Origin of the sequence: Pseudomonas poae (genome assembly GCF_001439785.1) — a bacterium.
In the GTDB taxonomy this organism is placed as follows: domain Bacteria; phylum Pseudomonadota; class Gammaproteobacteria; order Pseudomonadales; family Pseudomonadaceae; genus Aquipseudomonas; species Aquipseudomonas poae.
Map to the genome: position 1 here is coordinate 65,595 of NZ_JYLI01000020.1, position 17,304 is coordinate 82,898.

Below are 17,304 nucleotides of genomic sequence, written 5' to 3' on the forward strand. Positions count from 1 at the left end.
GCATACCTCAGTGTTGTTTGACGATGGATTGATGCCCTGCCTTGATCTGCGCCACGGCCGGCGTCCACAGCACATCGGATATCTCGCTGAACTCGCGCCAGTGCTTCTGCCAGCTGTTGCCGCCGTTGTCGGAGGTGAACAGGTGACCGTACTTGGTGCCGGCGACGATCTGGCGCGGGTCGGCCGGGTTGAAGGCGATGGCCCACACACAGGAATTGGGCTGCTGTGGCAGCGGCAGCACTTCCCAGCTGACGGCGGCGTCGCGCGAGATCAGCACCTTGCTGGTGGTGCCGGGGGTGCCGTCGGAAATGCTCAGGTACAGCGTGTCCTCGCTGCCCGGCGGCGCGTTCATGGCGCGCAGGTAGTAGAGGCCGAAGGCTTCGCGGCCGACGATGCCGGTCCAGGTCAGGCCTTCATCGACGCTGCGGTACACCGCGTTGACGCACACCACCACGATGACCTTATGGCCATGGTTGGGCAGCACCACGATGTTGTGGATGTCCGAGTTGAAGTCCCACAGCAGGCGGTCGTCGACGCGGGTCCAGCTGTCGCCGCCGTCGCGGGAGTGGAACAGACCACCCTCCTCCAGGCCGAACCACACCTGGTTGCGGTCGGTGGGGTCATAGGCGAAAGCCAGCAGGCGCGGGCGACTGACGCCGTCGCAGAATTCCGGAATCTCCACCGGCGCGCGGTCCCAGCTCACGCCGCCGTCCAGGGTGCGCCACAGCACGGCGCGCGAGGGCGCACCGGTGCCGACGAAAATCCGCTGGGCGTCCTGCGGGTCCACCGCCACTTTCCACACGGTTTCACCGTTGAACGGTGCATCGACCTGCTGCCAGTGCCCGCCGGTGTCATGGCTGACGCACAAGCCGATGTCGGTGCCGGCGTAGATTACCTCGGGCGTGCCGGGGTGCACGCTCAATGAGCGAGTGATCGCATCGAATTCCAGGTCCTGCCCCAGGCCCAGGCGGTGCCAGGTCTTGCCATCGTCGGCGCTGCGGATCACCGCCTGGCCAACAGTGGCGACTAAAAGGGTGCCGTTACTCATCTCTGATGCTCCTCAGATATAGATGCCACGGGTCAAACCACCGTCGATGCCGATGGACTCACCGGTCACCGCGCCAGCCTTCGGCGACGCCAGGAAGCCGATCAGCCAGCCCATTTCAATCGGTGCCAGGGTGCGGCGAATCGGTGTCGCGTCGATGTAGGCCTGTTCAACCTGTTGCGCGGTCTTGCCTTGCTTGACCGCTTCGCGCTCGTACAGCTCCTGGATATGCGGGGTATCCACCACGCCAGGGTGAATCAGGTTGACCGTGATGCCCGAAGCGCCGAGCTGGTCGGAAAGGGTTTTGGTCATGTGGGCAATCGCCAGGTTGCGCATGCCCGAGAGCACTTTGCTGCTGCGCCCGGTGAGACCGCCGATGTTGATGATGCGACCGAAGCCGGCAGCCTTCATGTGCGGGGTCACGGCCTTGGCGCACCGGAAGTAGCCGATCACCTTGGTGTTGAGGTCCGACAGCAACTCATCGTCGCCCGCGTGTTCGATGTCATTGCGCACCACGCCCGATGGCGCGGCAGCACCGTTGACGAGGATGTCGATACGGCCGAAATGCTTGTACGCCGCATCGACCATCTCGGACACGGCCTTCATGTCGTTGGTGTCACAGAACAACGGCAGCACTTCATTACCGGTCTGTGCGGTGATCTCTTCGGCAGCCAGTTGCAGGAACGCCATGCGCCGCGCGCAGATCACCACCTTGCAGCCTTCCTCGGAGAGAAACCGTGCGACTTCCTTGCCAATGCCCATACCGCCGCCGGTGACGATTGCCACACGGCCTTTCAATTCCAGATCCATTGCCATTTCCTCTTGTGATTATTGGTTTCAGGCCAGATCGACAAAGACGCTTTTGGTCTCGGTGTAGGCGTCGATTACGTGCTTGCCCATTTCCCGGCCCCAGCCGGATTGCTTGTAGCCGCCAAACGGCGAGGCCGGATCGACCACGTTCCAGCAGTTGATCCACACCGAGCCGGCCTTGAGCTGCGCGGCCACTCGGTGCGCCGAGCGCAGGTCGCGGGTCCACAGGCCGGCGGCGAGGCCATAGGGCGAATCGTTGGCGCGCAGCACCAGGTCGTCGATTTCGCTCCAGCTCATCACCGTCAGCACCGGGCCGAAGATTTCTTCGCGGGCCACGCAGGCCCGCTCGGCGCGGTCGAGAAAGATGCTCGGCTCAATGAAGTGGCCGCGCTCCAGGTGCGCGGGACGACCGCCGCCGCACACCAGCTCGGCGCCCTCTTCCTGGCCGCGCTGCAGGTAGCCCTTGACCGTGTCCAACTGCCGGCCGGACATCAGCGGGCCCATGCTGCTGGCCGGGTCCAGCCCGTTGCCGAGCACATGGGCGGCGGCGTGACGCTGCAGTTCTTCAAGCACCTGGTCGAGCACGCTGGCGTGCACATACAGGCGCGAACCGGCGGTGCACACCTGGCCCTGGTTGTAGAAAATGCCGTCGGCGGCACCCTTGGCGGCGCGCACGATGTCGGCGTCGGGCAGGATGATGTTCGGCGACTTGCCGCCCAGTTCCAGCGAGACCTTTTTCATATTGCCGGTGGCCGCCTGGGCAATCAGCCGACCGACCTGGGTGGAGCCGGTGAAGGCGATCTTGTCCACGTCCGGGTGCTGGGCCAGCGGCGCGCCGGTGTCGGCCCCCAGGCCGGTGATCAGGTTGACCACCCCCGCCGGGAAGCCCGCGGCTTCGATCAGTTGCACCAGGCGGATCGCCACCAGCGGCGTCTGCTCGGCGGGCTTGAGCACCGCCACGCAGCCGGTGGCCAGCGCCGGACCGAGCTTCCATACGCACATGGTCAGCGGGAAGTTCCACGGCACGATCAGCGCACACACGCCCACCGGCTCGCGCAGCGTGTAATTGAGCATCGGCGCGCCACTGGCCGGCGATACGGGCAGCGTGCTGCCTTCGATCTTGCTCGGCCAGCCGGCGAAGTAGCGAATGATGTTTGCCGCGCTGGCCGCTTCACCCCGCGCGTTGGCGATGGGCTTGCCGTTTTCCAGGGTGATCAGTTGCGCCAGCTCTTCGCGGTGCTGGTCCAGCAGGTCGGCCAGGTGCAACAGCAACAGGCCACGCCGGGCCGGTGACTGCAAGGCCCAGGTGCCGGTAAAGGCGGCGCGTGCGGCCGCCACGGCCGCATTCACATCGCGCTCATCGCCCTGGGCGACTTCGGTGAGGGTCTGCTCGGTGGCCGGGTTTTCCACGGCAAAACGGCGACCGCTGGCGGCGTCCTGCCAGGTGCCGCCGATAAACAGGCGGCCGGGCTGGGCGAGGAATGCCTGAACGGCAGGTAACAAGTGGAACGTGCTCATGGTCGTCTCCTTCACAGCGCCATTTCGATCAGGCAAGGCCCGGCGTCGGCGGCGGCATTGGCCAGCGCCCGTTGCAATTCGGCGTTGGTGTGCACGGTGCAGGACGGCACGCCGTAACCGGTGGCCAGGGCCTTCCAGTCGATGCGCGGGCTGTCGAGCACGGTCAGCTTGAGCGCCTGCGGGTCGAGTTCGGTCATGCCGAAGCGGCGCAGTTCGTTCTGCAGGATCGCGTAGCGGTGGTTGGCGGCAATCAGGATCACCACCGGCAGTTGCTCGCGGGCGATGCTCCACAGGGTCTGGATGGTGTACTGGGCGCTGCCGTCCGATTGCAGGCAGAACACGCGGTTGCCACGCTCGGCCAGTGCAGCGCCGAACCCCACCGGAATGCCCTGGCCGATGGCGCCGCCGGTATTGGTCAATACGCGGTGGCGCGCAGCGCCGGCTGAGGCGGTGAAAAATGGATAGCCGCAGGTGCCACCTTCCACCGAGACAATGCAGTCGTGGGGCAGCGCGGCGGCCAACACCTGACCCACCGACTGCGGGCTCAGAGCGGCCTCGCCCGGCGGCAGCTGGATAGCCTGCGGCGTCGGTACATAGGCCGGCGCGTTCAACGCGTCGGCCAGCGCGGTGAGCGCACCGGCCACGTCATCGCCGACCTCGGCCAGCGACAGCAGGCGCTCACGCTCGGCCAGCCGCGACGGGATGCCTTCGTAGCCGAAATAACTGATGGGCTCCACGACACCGGCGCACACCACCTTGTCGTACTGCTCAAGAATCTCGATGGCCACTTCCGGGAAGTACGGCAGGCGGTCCAGGTCGGGCAAGCCGCCGCCCCGGTAGCTCAGGCGCGGGAAGGTCTCGGCGAACAGCCGCACGCCAGGCAACTGCGCCAGGCGCCCCGCCGCTTCCAGGCCGGCCACCGACAGGCCCTGGTCGCCGACGATAAACACCAGCCGCTGACCATCGCGCAGGGCCTGGGCCACCGCTTCGATGCGATCGCCGGCAAAGCGTCGCACCGGTGCAAGCAGTGGGCTGAACTGGCCGTGATGGGTGACCGGATTGGATTGCAGATCCATCGGCAGGATCAGGCTGGCGATCTGGCCCTTGGCTTGCCAGGCGGCGCGCATGGCTTCCTGCAGGTCTTCGCCGATGCCGGAGGCGGTGCGCGAAGTGCGCACCCAGCTGGACACCGTGCCGGCCAGGGCCTGGATGTCGCTGGCCAGCGGCGGATCGTAATTGACGTGCCACGAGGCGTGGTCGCCGATCACGTTGACGATGGGGGTATTGGCGCGCCGTGCGTTGTGCAGGTTGGCAATGCCGTTGGCAAAGCCCGGGCCCAGGTGTGTCAGGGTCATGGCCGGTTTGCCGGCGATGCGGCCATAGCCATCGGCGGCGCCGGTGCAGACGCCTTCGAACAGCGACAACACGGGTTTGAGGGCAGGTGCACTGGCCATGGCCGCCACCAGTGGAATCTCGGTGGTGCCCGGGTTGGCAAAGCAGTACTCGATACCGCTTGCCGCTGCCGCATTCACTATCAGTTGCGCGCCATTCATTGTCAGCCCTCTCGCTTGAGCGTTTTCTTTGGTGAGATTTATCACACACAAAAACACACCAAACAAGTGTTTTTTACTTTTTATCTCTTAATTTGAGATTTATGCAATAATAATCCCTCTTACAATTACCTGCGGGATCCCCCGCCTTGGATCCCTGGCGTTTTCGCCTATAGTGCTTACCCGCGAGCCATCCCTTCTCTAGGAACGAAATGAGCAGCCTGAGTAAATTGCTGAGTGTGCTGGACCTGTTCGGTCCGGCGACGTTGAAGATCGACCCGGACACGATTGCCGAGCGCATGGGCCTGTCGCGCGCCACCGCGTATCGCTACGTCAAGGAACTGTGCGAGGCCGGCCTGCTCACCCGCGTGGACGCCGGCCACTACGGCCTGGGGCCCCGCGTGATCGAGCTGGACTGGATGATGCGCCAGTACGACCCCATCCTCCTGGCGGGGCGCGAACTGATGCATGAGCTGTCGGCGCAGACTGGCCTGGCCGTGTTCGCCAGCGTTTTCTACGACGGGCGCATCATCAACACCTACATCGCCGAACCCACCGACAGTTACCACTTCTCGTTCGGGCGCGGGCACCCGCTGCCATTCTTTCGCGGCGCGCAATCGAAGGTGCTGATCGCCTTCCAGAAAGGCCGTCGCCTGCAACGCCTGTTCGACGAACACCTGGCTGGCGACCCGGACAGCCCCTACGACTGGGCGGGGTTTGCCAAGGCCACGAAAAAGATCCGCAAGGACGGCTACTGCATGACCCACGATGAACTCAACCTGGGCCTCACCGGTATCGCCGCGCCGATTATCCAGCCGGATATCGACGAGGTGATCGGCAGCCTGTCGGCCGTGGGCAGCACCCAGAGCTTCAAGCTGCTGCGTCAGGAGACCGTGATTGAAATGGTGATGGACACCACGCGGCGCATCGCCGACAACCTGCGCAACCCGCCGCCGTCAGGCGCAGCCGACGCCTGAGTCAATAGCTAGAACGGCACGGCGACGGTCAGTTGGCTGTAAACGTTGGTGCCGTTGCCGCCGACCTGATTGCCGCCGGTAGTGGCGTCCTGCTTGGGCTTATAGAGGCCGATCAGCGGCGTGATGATCAGGTGCGGGTTGACGGCCCATTCGGCATATACATCCAGCTCGCGCGCATCGAGGTTCAGCGCGTTGCTTTTGCGTACGGTGTCGAAGTCGAAGTACAGCGCGCCCAGGGTCAGGTTTTCCAGGGGCGTGGCCTTGAGCGCCACATGCTGGATGCGGGTGTTGCTGTTGAACGGCCCCGTGTAGTTGCCGGCGACTTCACCCTGCAGCCAAGTGCCGTAGCCGCCGCTCACGCCGGTGAACAGCGAATCCCATTTCTGCGAATAGCGGGTGTAGCGGTAGCTGACCTTCGGCGTCCAGGCGACGTCGGCAAAGGTGTAGCCGGCTTCGCCGTACCAGGCTTTTTCGGGGCCGCTGTCCTTGTCCTGCCAGGCGTATTCGAACGCCAGGCTGACGTTGGGCAGGCCGGCATCGCCTTCACCGCGCACGCTGTACACGTTCATGCCCTTGCGCTGGCGCTGCGCATCACTGGCCCAGCGCTCGTTCACATCGATGCCGTGCACCCAGGTCAGGCCCAGGGTGCCGGGTTTGGCGGTGTAATCAAGGGTGCCGGCGGCCACTTCGGTTTCTGCCTGGGCGCGGTTGTCGGACTTGAGCCATAACAGGCTGCCATGCAGGCCATCCTTGCCGCCCAGGCGCAGCAACGCGGTTTGATCGAAGGCATGCCGCGCGGCCAGGTAATACGCACCGCCACGGTTCATCGTGCCATTGGCCGGGCCCTTGCCCAGATTGGGCCCGTCGTCGTTGATCAGAAAACCACTACCAAGCTTGACCACCTGGCGCCCGCCGGAAATGTCCACGCCATCCTTGCCCAGGGCCGGGAACAGGTCGCCGGAGCGCCAGCCCAGGTACGCGTCTTCGATCTTGGTGGTGCGCTCGGAGCCCAGGGTATTGCCGGATGGGTCGCCCTCGCCCCAGGTCGCCGAGCTGACCAGCGCGAAAGCGCCGTAGGCGGTGCCGTTGCCCGCCAGCGCCTGGTCGCCGCTCAGCCCATATTTGATATAGCCTTCGCGCCAGCTCGATCCGCCCGGCGTGCCGTCGTAGTTCTTGCGGCTGTTGAACAGGCCGAACACGGCGGTCATGTCGGCATTCAGGTGCCGGCTGTCGTCGCTGTACAGCTCGTAGGCCTGGGCCTGGCTGATGGCGCAGAGCGTCAAGCTACAGGCGAGCGTGCCGCAGAGAAATGAAGGGGATGAATGACGCATGGTCGAAGCTCCTTGAGGTTATTCAGCAGCGCGTTTATTGACGAACAACAATTGCTGGCCGGTGAACTCCAGCAGTCCCTCAAGGCCGAATTCGACGCCAAAGCCGGACATCTTGCTGCCGCCGAATGGCGTGTTCGGCTGGATCCGCGCATGGCAGTTGACCCACGCCACGCCGCTTTCCAGGCGGCTGGCCAGGGCCTGCGCCTGCTCGCTGTCCGGTCCCCAGACCGAGCCACCCAGGCCCATGTCGCCGGCATTTGCGCGGCGCAGTACGTCTTCCACATCCTCATAAGCGATCAGCGGCAATACCGGGCCAAACTGCTCTTCGTCCACCAGACGCTGCCCATCGGTGACATCCGCGACCAGCGTCGGCGGGTAAAAGAACCCTGGCCGATCCAGCCGTGCGCCGCCGCACAACACCCGTGCACCCTGGGCCCGCGCATCGGCGACCAGCGCCTGCACCAGTTCCAGTTGATCGAGGTTCTGCACCGGGCCGAAATTGACGCCCGGCTCCAGGCCGTCACCGACCACCTGGCGCTCGGCAATCTGCGTCAGCGCCTCGGCGAACGCCTGGTACTGGGACTGGTGAACGTACAAGCGCTTGAGCGCGGCGCAGGTCTGGCCCATGTTGAGGAAGGCGGCCTGGAAGATCTCTTCGGCCACCTCGTGCACCGGCGTGCCGGGCAATACGATTGCCGCGTCGTTGCCGCCCAGCTCCAGGGTCAGGCGCTTGAGATTGCCGGCGGCGCCGCGCATCACGCTCTGGCCGGTGGCGGTGGAACCGGTGAACACGATCTTCTGGATGCCCGGGTGCGCGGTGATCGCGCTGCCGAACCCCTGCTCGCCGGTCACGCAGTTGATCACGCCGTGGGGCACGTGCCGCGCGATGATCTCCACCAGGCGCAGGGTGCTCAGCGGCGTCAGGCTCGACGGTTTGCTGATCACGCAGTTGCCCGCGCGCAGCGCCGGCATGATGTGCCACACGGCAATCATGAACGGCCAGTTCCACGGCGTGATCGACGCCACCACGCCCAGCGGTTTGCGGTGCAGCTCGACGCGCTGGGTCGGGGTCTCTTCCACCAGCTCCACGGCGATTTCCTGCCCGGCGGCGTAGCGCGTCCAGGCGGCGGCGCCCATGACCTCGGAAAACGCCAGTTCCAGCGGTTTGCCCTGCTCCAGCACGATCAGTCGGGCCAGCGCGTCGGCGTCCTGTTCGATGTCATCGGCAATCGCATTCAAATGCTCGCAACGCCGTTCATGGGCGCTGTGGCGCCAGGTCTTGAACGCGGCCTGGGCGGCGGCTACCGCGTCGTCCAGTTGGCCCAGCGAGCCGGCCGGGCATTGCGCGAAAGCGCTACCGGTGGCCGGATTGATCACGTCGAACTGACCGTTTTCACCTTCAACCTGAACACCGTTGATGAGCATCTTGTAAGCGTGCATGGGCAATTTCCTTTAACGCAGATGAGGCCTGCCGAACACCGGCAGGCGATCAATTCACAGAGGGGATGACGCGAGCAAGGCCTTAGAGCTTGTGGCTGCCCAGGGCCAGGAAGCGCTGCGGCGCCACCTTGCGCAGGCGCGCGGCGAGGTAGAGGCCGCCCAGCAGCGCGGCGGGGATCACCGCACACAAGCTGTAGGACAGGAGCTGGCTGGCACCGGTGAGCACATCGAAATGCGCCACCGCCAGCACCAGCACGCAGAGCAGGGCCACGCACGAAAACACCGGCAAAATGTGCCCGCGCAGCAGGCCGACCTTGAGTTCCGGATGGCGATGGAAATACACGCAGATGGCCACCGAGGTCATTGCCATCAGCAAAATCACGCACAGGGTCGCCAGGTTGGAGAACCAGGCGAACAACTGCAGGATCGGATCGGCGTCCATCGCAGCAAAGATCAGCACCACCACCGCGGCGATCAGGCTCTGCAAGGCCGAGCCCATGTGCGGGCTCTGGTGCACGCGGTGGGTGGTGCCCAACAGGCTGTGCAGCAGGCCGTCACGGCCGATGGCGTAGAAGTAGCGCGCCGCCGCGTTATGGAACGCCAGCAGCCCGGCATAGATGCTGACCATGAACAGCACGCGGATGACCTGGGTCAGGTGCGGGCCGACGAAGTGGTCGGACATGCCGTAGATCAGGGTGGTCGGGTCCTGCATGGCTTGCAGCAGCGGCACGATCTTGTCGGCGCCCACGCCCACTATCATCGACCACACCGACAGCGTGTAGAACGCGCCGATCAGCAGCACCGAACAGTAGGTGGCAATCGGTATGGTGCGCTTGGGGTCTTTGGCTTCTTCGCCGTAGATGGTGGTGGCCTCGAAACCGATGAACGCGGCGAAGCAAAACAGCAGGCCAATGGACGGCGTACCGCTGAAGACCTGCTGATGGGTGAAAGAGTCGAGATTGACACCGCTGTCACCGCCGGTCTTCAGAATGGCGAAATCGAGAATAAGGATGGCCAGATACTCGGCGACCACCACCAGCGACAGCACCTTGGCCGACAGGTCGATCTTGCGATAGCCGAGAAACGCAATGCTGGCCATCGCCATCAGCGAATAAGACCACCAGGGCAACACTACCCCCGCGACACTTTCCATGGTGCCGCTGACCACGCCGCCGAACATGCCATACAGCGCGATCTGCAGAATGTTGTAGGCAAACATCGCCAGCACCGCCGCCGAGCCGCCGGCCAGGCCACCCAGGCCACGCGAGGTGAACGCGTAGAAACCGCCGGCGTTGGTGACGTGGCGCGACATGGTGGTGTAACCCACCGAAAACGCCAACAGCACCAGCAACGCCAGAATCAGCAATGCCGGGGTGCCGGCACCGTTGCCCAGCATGATGCCGATGGGAAAGCCACCGGCGATGACGCTGAGGGGGCTTGCCGCCGAAATCACGAAGAAAATGATGAAGCCGACACCCAGGGCGCCACGCTTGAGCTCCGTGGAGCTGTTGACCGGGAGAGATACGCTCATGTTGTTGACCTTATTGTATGAGGCAGTCGCTGTGGGGTGACGCCGATCCAGGCGCTATCGGTGCCGGGTAGCGCTTTTATTGTTGAGGTTGCACGCTGGTTTCGATGCTATGCCCGGCCGTGAGCACCTCGCTATCCCAAATCGGTAACATCGCGGGCCGCGCCCCAAAACAGGTCAATGCCGCGGCACTCCCGGCCGATTCGGGATAGCGGTGCGGGTTCGGCGCCGCGCATGCTAGGGTCAGCCCCCCTTTGCCTGCCTGAACCTGGAGTTACCCGTGTTGGCCATTCAATTATCGAGCCCGTCCCATGTCGTCTAAGGGTCGCTGGTTGATCCTGGCGATTATTTCCAGCGCCTTGCTGCTGATCGTCATCGACATGACGGTGTTATACACCGCGCTGCCCACCCTGACCCGCGAGCTCGGCGCCAGCGCTTCGCAGAAGCTGTGGATCGTCAATATCTACGCATTGATCGCCGCCGGCCTGCTGCTGGGCATGGGCACGCTGGGCGATCGCCTGGGGCACAAACGCCTGTTCATCGGCGGGCTGAGCGTGTTCGGGGTGTTCTCGCTGATTGCGGCCTTCTCGCCATCAGCCAATGTATTGATCGGCGCCCGGGGATTTCTCGCGGTCGGCGCGGCAATGATGATGCCCGCCACCCTGGCGCTGATCCGTTTGACGTTCAACGACGAACGCGAACAGGCCATGGCGTTTGGCATCTGGGCATCGGTGGCCTCCGGCGGCGCGGCGCTGGGGCCGGTGGTCGGCGGCCTGCTGCTGGAGCATTTCTGGTGGGGCTCGGTGTTTCTGATCAACGTGCCGATTGTGCTGGTGGCCTTGGTGCTCGGAGTGACGCTGATTCCCGAGCATCCGGGCAATCCCCGGCGCCACTGGGACTGGCTGGGCTCGTTGCAGGTCATGATCGGCTTGATCAGCATCGCCTATGCCGTCAAGGAGCTGGGCAAACGCTCGCCCGCCTTCGCCGCCATGCTGGTGGCGATACTGCTGGGCACGTTGTTTCTGGCGATGTTCATCCGGCGCCAGCGCCGTGCCGCGCAGCCGATGCTCGAGCTGTCACTGTTCGCCGAGCCGTTGTTCAGAAATGCGGTGATTGCAGCGCTCGCCTCGGCCCTGGCGTTTATCGGCATGGAACTGGTGTTCAGCCAGCGCCTGCAACTGGTGCTGGGCATGTCGCCGCTGGCGTCGGCGCTGTTCATCCTGCCGTTGCCACTGGGCTCCTTCGTTGCCGGGCCGGTGGCCGGCTATTACCTGTCGCGCCTGGGCAGCCGGCGCATGCTGTTCTGGACCCTGCTGCTGTCGGCCGCCGCGATGTTGGCGTACCTGTTGCTGTGCAACGCAGCGGTGCCGCTGCAGATTGCCAGCCTGGCGCTGTTGGGCATGGCCATGGGCGCGGCCCTCACAGCGGCCTCCAGCACCATCATGCTCAGCGTGCCCACCGACAAGGCCGGCATGGCGGCGTCCATCGAGGAAGTCTCCTTTGAACTGGGCGGTGCCGCCGGGGTAACCCTGGCGGGCAGCCTGCTATCGGCGGTGTATGCCTGGTCGACGAGCCTGACGATTCCACCCAGGCTGGGCCTGAACCCGTTGACGTTCGAGAGCCTGGACGATGCGCTGCTGGTGGCCGCAACGCTGCCGGGCGACGACGCTACGCTGCTGACGGGGCTGGCACGTGCCGCGTTCGATGCAGGTTTTATTGCCGTGCTGGCGGTGCTCGCAGCCCTGTTGCTGGTGGCAGCGCTGCTGGTGAGGTTCAGCCAGCGCTGACTCGGCCGATGCAGTGACATACCTAATAAGAAACCAGTGGCCCTGGCCAACCGATGGTCAACCGGCACGCTCACTTGCGAGATCCTCCCATGCTCGACGCCCTTTCCATCCGCTTGAAAATCATTTTGCTGTCCGGTATGTGCCTTCTGGGCGTGATCGGCCTGATCGTCGGCATGAACCTCTACCAGAGCAGCCAGAACAACCGCCTGATCAGCACCTCCAGCGGCAGGATGCTGACCGAGAGCGGTGAAAACCTGTTGCAAGCCAAGGCCGCCGAGCAGGCAAGTAACCTGCAGCGGGCCTTCGGCAACAACCTGCTGCTGATCACCGGCCTCGCCGACCAGGCGACCCATTTGCGCAGCATGGCAATACAGCGCGGGTTGCCGGCGGCCGCCTTGCGCGAGGAACTGAACCAGAGCCTGCACACCACCTTCGAACGCAATCCCCAGGTACTGGGTCTGTGGCTGGTGTTCGAGCCGAATGCGCTGGGCGGTCAGGACAGCGAATTCGTCAACGACGCCGCGCGCGCCTCCAACGAAACCGGACGCTTCGCCAGCGCCTGGAACCGGGGGGCAGGCCCGGCGGTGAACATCCTGATTCCCGAAACCGATCTGCAGAAAACCGAGCTGAGCATCAGCGGCGCCCCCTACAACAGCTGGTACACCTGCCCCCGTGACACGCGGCGTACCTGCCTGATGGCGCCCTACGCCGACACCCAGGCCGGCCAGGTGCAACTGATGACCACGCTGTCGATGCCGTTGATTGCCGACGGCAAGGTCATCGGCACCCTCGGCGTGGACCTTGCCCTCGGCGCGCTGCAAGCGGCCGCCAGCGAGGCCCAGCGCACGCTGTTCAACGGTTCGGGCAGCATGCTGATTGTGTCCGACAGCGGCGTGCTCGCCGCCTACAGCAAGGACGCCGGCAAGGTCGGCGAACCGCTCGCCGCCGCTTTGGGCGATGCGGGCAAGGCGCTGCTCGCGGCATTGGCGCAAAAACAACCGCAGGTGCTGGCCCAGGACGACTTGATCCGCGCAGTCTACCCGGTGACGCCGATCCCCGACGCGGCGCCATGGGGCGTGGTCATCGACTTGCCCAAGCAGGTGTTGCTGGCCGACTCGGTGGCCTTGCAGTCGTTGCTCGATCAGACGCAGACCCGCGACACCCTCATGGCGTCACTGGTGGCCATCGGCGCCGGGCTGCTGGGCCTGCTGCTGATCTGGCTCACCGCCTCCGGCGTGACACGCCCGATCAACAGCGTCGCGCAGATGCTCAAGGCCATTGCCAGCGGCGACGGCGACCTGACCCAACGCCTGGATTACCGCAAAAAAGACGAATTGGGCGAACTGGTGGGCTGGTTCAACCGCTTCCTCGACAAACTGCAACCGACCATCGCGCAGATCAAGCAGAGCATCACTGACGCACGCGGCACCGCCGACCAGTCTTCGCACATCGCACGGCAGACCAGCGAAGGCATGCAGGTGCAGTTTCGCGAGATCGACCAGCTGGCGACCGCGTCCAATGAGATGAGCGCCACCGCTCATGAAGTGGCCCATAGCGCTTCGAGTGCGGCCCAGGCGGCGCGCGGGGCCGATCAAGCGTCCAGGGATGGCATCATGCTGATCGAACGCAGCACCCGCGACATCACCGCCCTGGCCAGCGAGGTCAGCAAGGCCGTCACCGAGGTCGAAGCGCTGGCGGTCAACAGCGAACAGATCGGCTCGGTGCTGGAGGTGATACGCGGCATTGCCGAGCAGACCAACCTGCTGGCCCTCAACGCCGCCATCGAAGCGGCGCGTGCCGGCGAAAGCGGCCGTGGCTTTGCGGTGGTGGCCGATGAAGTGCGCAACCTGGCCAAGCGCACCCAGGACTCGGTGGAGGAAATACGCCTGGTGATCGAGCGCATCCAGAGCGGCACGCGGGGCGTGGTGACCACCATGCACGCCAGCCAGACGCTGGCCCAGGACAACGCTGGGCAGATCCATCAGGCCGTGCAAGCCCTGGGCAGGATCAGCGAGGCGGTGACGGTGATCAGTGACATGAACCTGCAGATAGCCAGTGCCGCAGAGGAGCAGAGCGCGGTGGCCGAGGAAGTCAATCGCAACGTCGCGACCATTCGGGGGGTCACCGAGACGCTCACGGAGCAGGCCGCCGAGTCGGCGCAGATCAGCAGCCAACTCAACGCCCGGGCCACTCAGCAGATGAAACTGATGGACCAGTTCCGCGTATAGCGACCGCTGTACCAATGAGGGAAGCTGTGGCGAGCGGGCTTGCACTAATGCCGTTCAGTTAAGCGCAGATTCCCTGTGGCGAGCAGGCTTGTCCTGCGTTGGGCTGCGCAGCAGCCCCAAAACCAGGCGCTGAGCCGTATCAGGTACACCGCTTTTTGCTGGAGTGGGGGCGCTTCGCACCCCAACGCGGGGCAAGCCCGCTCGCCACAGCAAGCCCGCTCGCCACAGGAATGTCGCTGTCTGAAACGTTGGGTGTTAAATCAACACGCTACTGTGTGTTTGATGAGAAGCAGCACGTGAGGTGCGCGACGGCAGCTCGGCGAACAACGCGTGATACTCCGCCGCAAAATGGCTGAGGTGGTAGAACCCCCACTGCGCTGCCGCATCGCCGATGGAAAGCTGCGCGGCGGGCGTGGACATCAGGGTGCGACGCACGCCGTTGAGCCTGATGGCGCGCAGGTAGTTCAGCGGCGTGGTCTCGGCCACCGCGCGAAAGCTGTTCTGCACGGTGCGCCGGCTTACCTGCAGGCGTTCGCACAAGTCGTTGACGCTGGGCACGTCGAACTGCCCGGTGGTCGCCAGGCGATGGCATTTCTCGACGATAAAACTGCGCGTGGAACTGGGCGTGCGCTGTTGCTTGTCGCAGGACGGATCGCTCATCAGTTGCACCAGCTCGTCGAGCAGCGCCCGCTCCAGCAAGCGCGCGTGTGAGTCACGCAGCTCGCCAGCCATGGCCTGGCCGAACAGAGCGAGCAAACGGCGGCGGGCATCGGCGAAGCGCTGGGGAGAAACCCTGATCACCGGCTGACGCAGCAACAGACTGAGGTCCCTGGGCGACGCCGTGTGTGCCAGCGCCTGCTCGAACAATTCGCGCTCGAAGGTGATGGACAGCAATTGCATGCCCATCGGCATATGGAACATGAATTCCTCGCCGCCGCGCAGGAAGAACAGGCTGCTGTCATCGACCTCCCGCCCCTGCATCCGCACCGACCCCGGCACATTGATCGGCACCGCAAAGCACATCTTGTTGCGTGGCGCCACGCCGTGCTGCACCACGCGCTGGTTGATCTGCTCGAGGAAAACGTGGCTTGCGGCGGTGGTCAACTGCATCAGCGAACTCTCGGCCGAGCCACCGGTTAGCTGGCTGTAGTCCTGGTGCCACTGCTGAACGTTGGCCGCGTGCACATGCACATCGTGAAAATGGCCGATGCTTTGACTTCTCATAATGCGCGACGCTCTCCGCAATTTTTTTATTTTAAAGCCAGCTTCGTGCCAGATAGTCGCACAAAGGCCGGATATTGCAATATTTCAGCATTATTTCAGGTCGGCAAAAATCCGCTGCGCGGCGCACCCATGTGCCGATTCGGGATACCGGTCTCGGGCAGGTCACGCCGATGATCGGTACACCTGAATAGACCTGCCAGAGATCCATCATGAGTGAAGCCCAGCTTGAAGCCCTCCACTTCGCCGATGCCCCGCGCATCATTTCCGACGCCCTGCCCGGCCCCAAAACCTGCGAGGCCCTGGCATTGTCGGCAAGCACCGAGTCGATGGCGCGCGGCGGCGGCCGCATGCCGATCGCCATGGACCGCGCCTTTGGCGCCACCTTCAAGGACCCGGACGGCAACACCTATATCGACCTCTCCGCCGGCGTCGGCGTGAGCAGCGTCGGACGCTGCCACCCCAAAGTGGTGCAGGCGATCCGCGACCAGTCCGAAGTGCTGATGCACGCCCTGGAAATCAACAGCACCCGGCGTACCGAGCTGGCGGCCAAGCTTTCCGAGATTGCGCCGGACGGCCTGCGTGGTGACTGCATCACCTTCTTCACCCAGAGCGGCAGCGATGCGCTGGAAGCGGCGATCAAGTTCGCCAAGCGCATCACCGGGCGCCACCAGATCATCGCCTTCCACGGCGGTTACCACGGTGTCTGGAACGCCTCGGGCTCGCTCACCACCGGCACTGCCTATCGCAAGGGCTTCGGCGCGCAGATGGGCGGCGTGATTCATGCGCCCTACCCCTACGCCTATCGCTTCCCGTTCGACACCACGCACAAGAGCGCCGAACAGATCGCCGGCGAGTACGTTGATTACCTCCTGAACACGCCCTACACCGCCGCCGATGACGTGGCGGCGGTGATCGTCGAGCCGGTGCAGGGCGAAGGCGGCTACGTGCCGCCGTCGCCGGAGTTCTTGCAGATTCTGCGCCAGGCGTGCGACCGCAGCGGCACGCTGTTGATCGTCGACGAGGTGCAGTCCGGCGCGGGGCGCACCGGCAAGATGTGGGCGGTGGAACACGCGGGGGTCAAGCCCGACATGCTCACCTTTGGCAAGGGCATCGGCAGCGACCTGCCGATGGCGGGGTTGATCATGCGTTCGGATCTGGCGGCGCAGATTCCTGATGGGTCGATGCCCAATACCTTCGCGGCGAACTCGCTGTCGGCGGCGGTGGCGCTGACCAATATCGCCATTCTGCAGGACCCGCAGCTGGACCTACTGGGGCGTGCGCATAGCCTGGGGCTGGAGGCGCAGGAATATATCCGTGGGTTTGGCAGCCGGTTTGTGGGTGAGGTGCGTGGGCGTGGGCTGATGATCGGCATTGAGTTGGTGGAGGATCCGCTGACCAAAGCGCCGTTGGCGCCGCAGAAAATTGGGGCGTTGATGGGGTTTCTGATGAGTCATGGGGTGTTGATGATCCCGTGCGGGCGGTACGGGAATGTGATGCGGGTGATGCCTTCGTTGACGATTACGCGGGGGTTGTTTTTCAGGGCGTTGGATGTGTTTCGGGAGGCGCTGGGGTCGCTTGAGAAGTGATCCGGGCCGCACCGGGTGTGGATTGTGGGAGCTGGCTTGCCTGCGATAGCGGTTTGACGGTTTACATATCCGTTGCTGCGGTGATGGCGGAGATTGGTTCCGCCCTTACGGCGGGTCACTTTTGGAAAGAGCCGGAATGCCGGCCCAGCCAAAAGTAACCAAAGGGCTCTTGCCCCACCACTCGGCACCTCGCTCAGGCTCGGTATGCGGCCAGCGTGGTTGACGGGGCGCCTGAGATCAAAATCAAAAGCAGATCAAAAACGAATTTTTATGGAGGCTG

At 64.4% G+C, this 17,304-nt stretch carries 12 protein-coding genes; 4 read left to right on the forward strand and 8 right to left on the reverse strand.

Going from position 1 to position 17,304, the window contains the following annotated elements; genetic code table 11:
* Window positions 1-7: 7 nt before the first annotated feature.
* The 4 genes from TU75_RS20970 to TU75_RS20985 are packed head-to-tail and all read right to left on the reverse strand — an operon-like array spanning window position 8 to window position 4,926.
* Entirely contained in the window at window positions 8-1,048 is a 1,041-nt protein-coding gene (locus tag TU75_RS20970) for a WD40/YVTN/BNR-like repeat-containing protein (RefSeq protein WP_015371948.1), read from the reverse strand.
* Window positions 1,049-1,060: 12 nt separating this feature from the next.
* Entirely contained in the window at window positions 1,061-1,855 is a 795-nt protein-coding gene (locus TU75_RS20975) for an SDR family NAD(P)-dependent oxidoreductase (RefSeq protein ID WP_003234955.1), read from the reverse strand.
* Window positions 1,856-1,882: 27 nt separating this feature from the next.
* Window positions 1,883-3,373, reverse strand: coding sequence for an aldehyde dehydrogenase family protein (locus tag TU75_RS20980; protein ID WP_060549997.1), 1,491 nt, complete (start codon window positions 3,371-3,373; stop codon window positions 1,883-1,885).
* Between the two features lie 11 nt (window positions 3,374-3,384).
* The gene (locus TU75_RS20985) at window positions 3,385-4,926 is read right to left on the reverse strand and encodes an acetolactate synthase large subunit (protein WP_060549998.1); all 1,542 of its coding nucleotides are present in this window, start codon (window positions 4,924-4,926) and stop codon (window positions 3,385-3,387) included.
* A 209-nt stretch (window positions 4,927-5,135) separates the two neighbouring features.
* Between TU75_RS20985 and TU75_RS20990 the strand changes: the two genes are divergently transcribed.
* Window positions 5,136-5,900 (forward strand): IclR family transcriptional regulator, encoded by a 765-nt coding sequence (locus TU75_RS20990; protein ID WP_060549999.1) that lies wholly within the window; start codon window positions 5,136-5,138, stop codon window positions 5,898-5,900.
* A gap of 8 nt (window positions 5,901-5,908) precedes the next feature.
* Here TU75_RS20990 and TU75_RS20995 read toward each other — a convergent pair whose 3' ends face one another.
* The 3 genes from TU75_RS20995 to TU75_RS21005 all read right to left on the reverse strand — a co-directional run bounded on the left by TU75_RS20995 (window position 5,909) and on the right by TU75_RS21005 (window position 10,202).
* Window positions 5,909-7,231: an alginate export family protein gene (locus tag TU75_RS20995; protein WP_015371945.1), complete on the reverse strand. Its 1,323-nt coding sequence runs from the start codon at window positions 7,229-7,231 to the stop codon at window positions 5,909-5,911.
* Window positions 7,232-7,249: 18 nt separating this feature from the next.
* The gene (locus TU75_RS21000; protein ID WP_015371944.1) at window positions 7,250-8,671 is read right to left on the reverse strand and encodes an aldehyde dehydrogenase family protein; all 1,422 of its coding nucleotides are present in this window, start codon (window positions 8,669-8,671) and stop codon (window positions 7,250-7,252) included.
* Window positions 8,672-8,753: 82 nt separating this feature from the next.
* Window positions 8,754-10,202 carry an APC family permease gene (locus tag TU75_RS21005; protein WP_060550000.1) on the reverse strand — a complete coding sequence of 483 codons (1,449 nt, stop codon included), beginning with the start codon at window positions 10,200-10,202 and terminating at the stop codon, window positions 8,754-8,756.
* Between the two features lie 308 nt (window positions 10,203-10,510).
* On the opposite strand from TU75_RS21005, the gene TU75_RS21010 reads away from it, so the two are divergent.
* Both TU75_RS21010 and TU75_RS21015 read left to right on the forward strand, forming a co-directional pair.
* Complete coding sequence (locus TU75_RS21010; protein WP_015371942.1) at window positions 10,511-11,986, forward strand: MFS transporter; 1,476 nt, start codon at window positions 10,511-10,513, stop codon at window positions 11,984-11,986.
* Window positions 11,987-12,075: 89 nt separating this feature from the next.
* Entirely contained in the window at window positions 12,076-14,214 is a 2,139-nt protein-coding gene (locus TU75_RS21015; protein ID WP_060550001.1) for a methyl-accepting chemotaxis protein, read from the forward strand.
* Between the two features lie 255 nt (window positions 14,215-14,469).
* On the opposite strand, the gene TU75_RS21020 is transcribed toward TU75_RS21015, so the two are convergent.
* Window positions 14,470-15,438, reverse strand: coding sequence for a helix-turn-helix domain-containing protein (locus TU75_RS21020; RefSeq protein ID WP_060550002.1), 969 nt, complete (start codon window positions 15,436-15,438; stop codon window positions 14,470-14,472).
* A 209-nt stretch (window positions 15,439-15,647) separates the two neighbouring features.
* Here TU75_RS21020 and TU75_RS21025 point away from each other — a divergent pair, with 209 nt between their 5' ends.
* Complete coding sequence (locus TU75_RS21025; RefSeq protein WP_060550003.1) at window positions 15,648-17,024, forward strand: aspartate aminotransferase family protein; 1,377 nt, start codon at window positions 15,648-15,650, stop codon at window positions 17,022-17,024.
* Window positions 17,025-17,304: the final 280 nt, after the last annotated feature.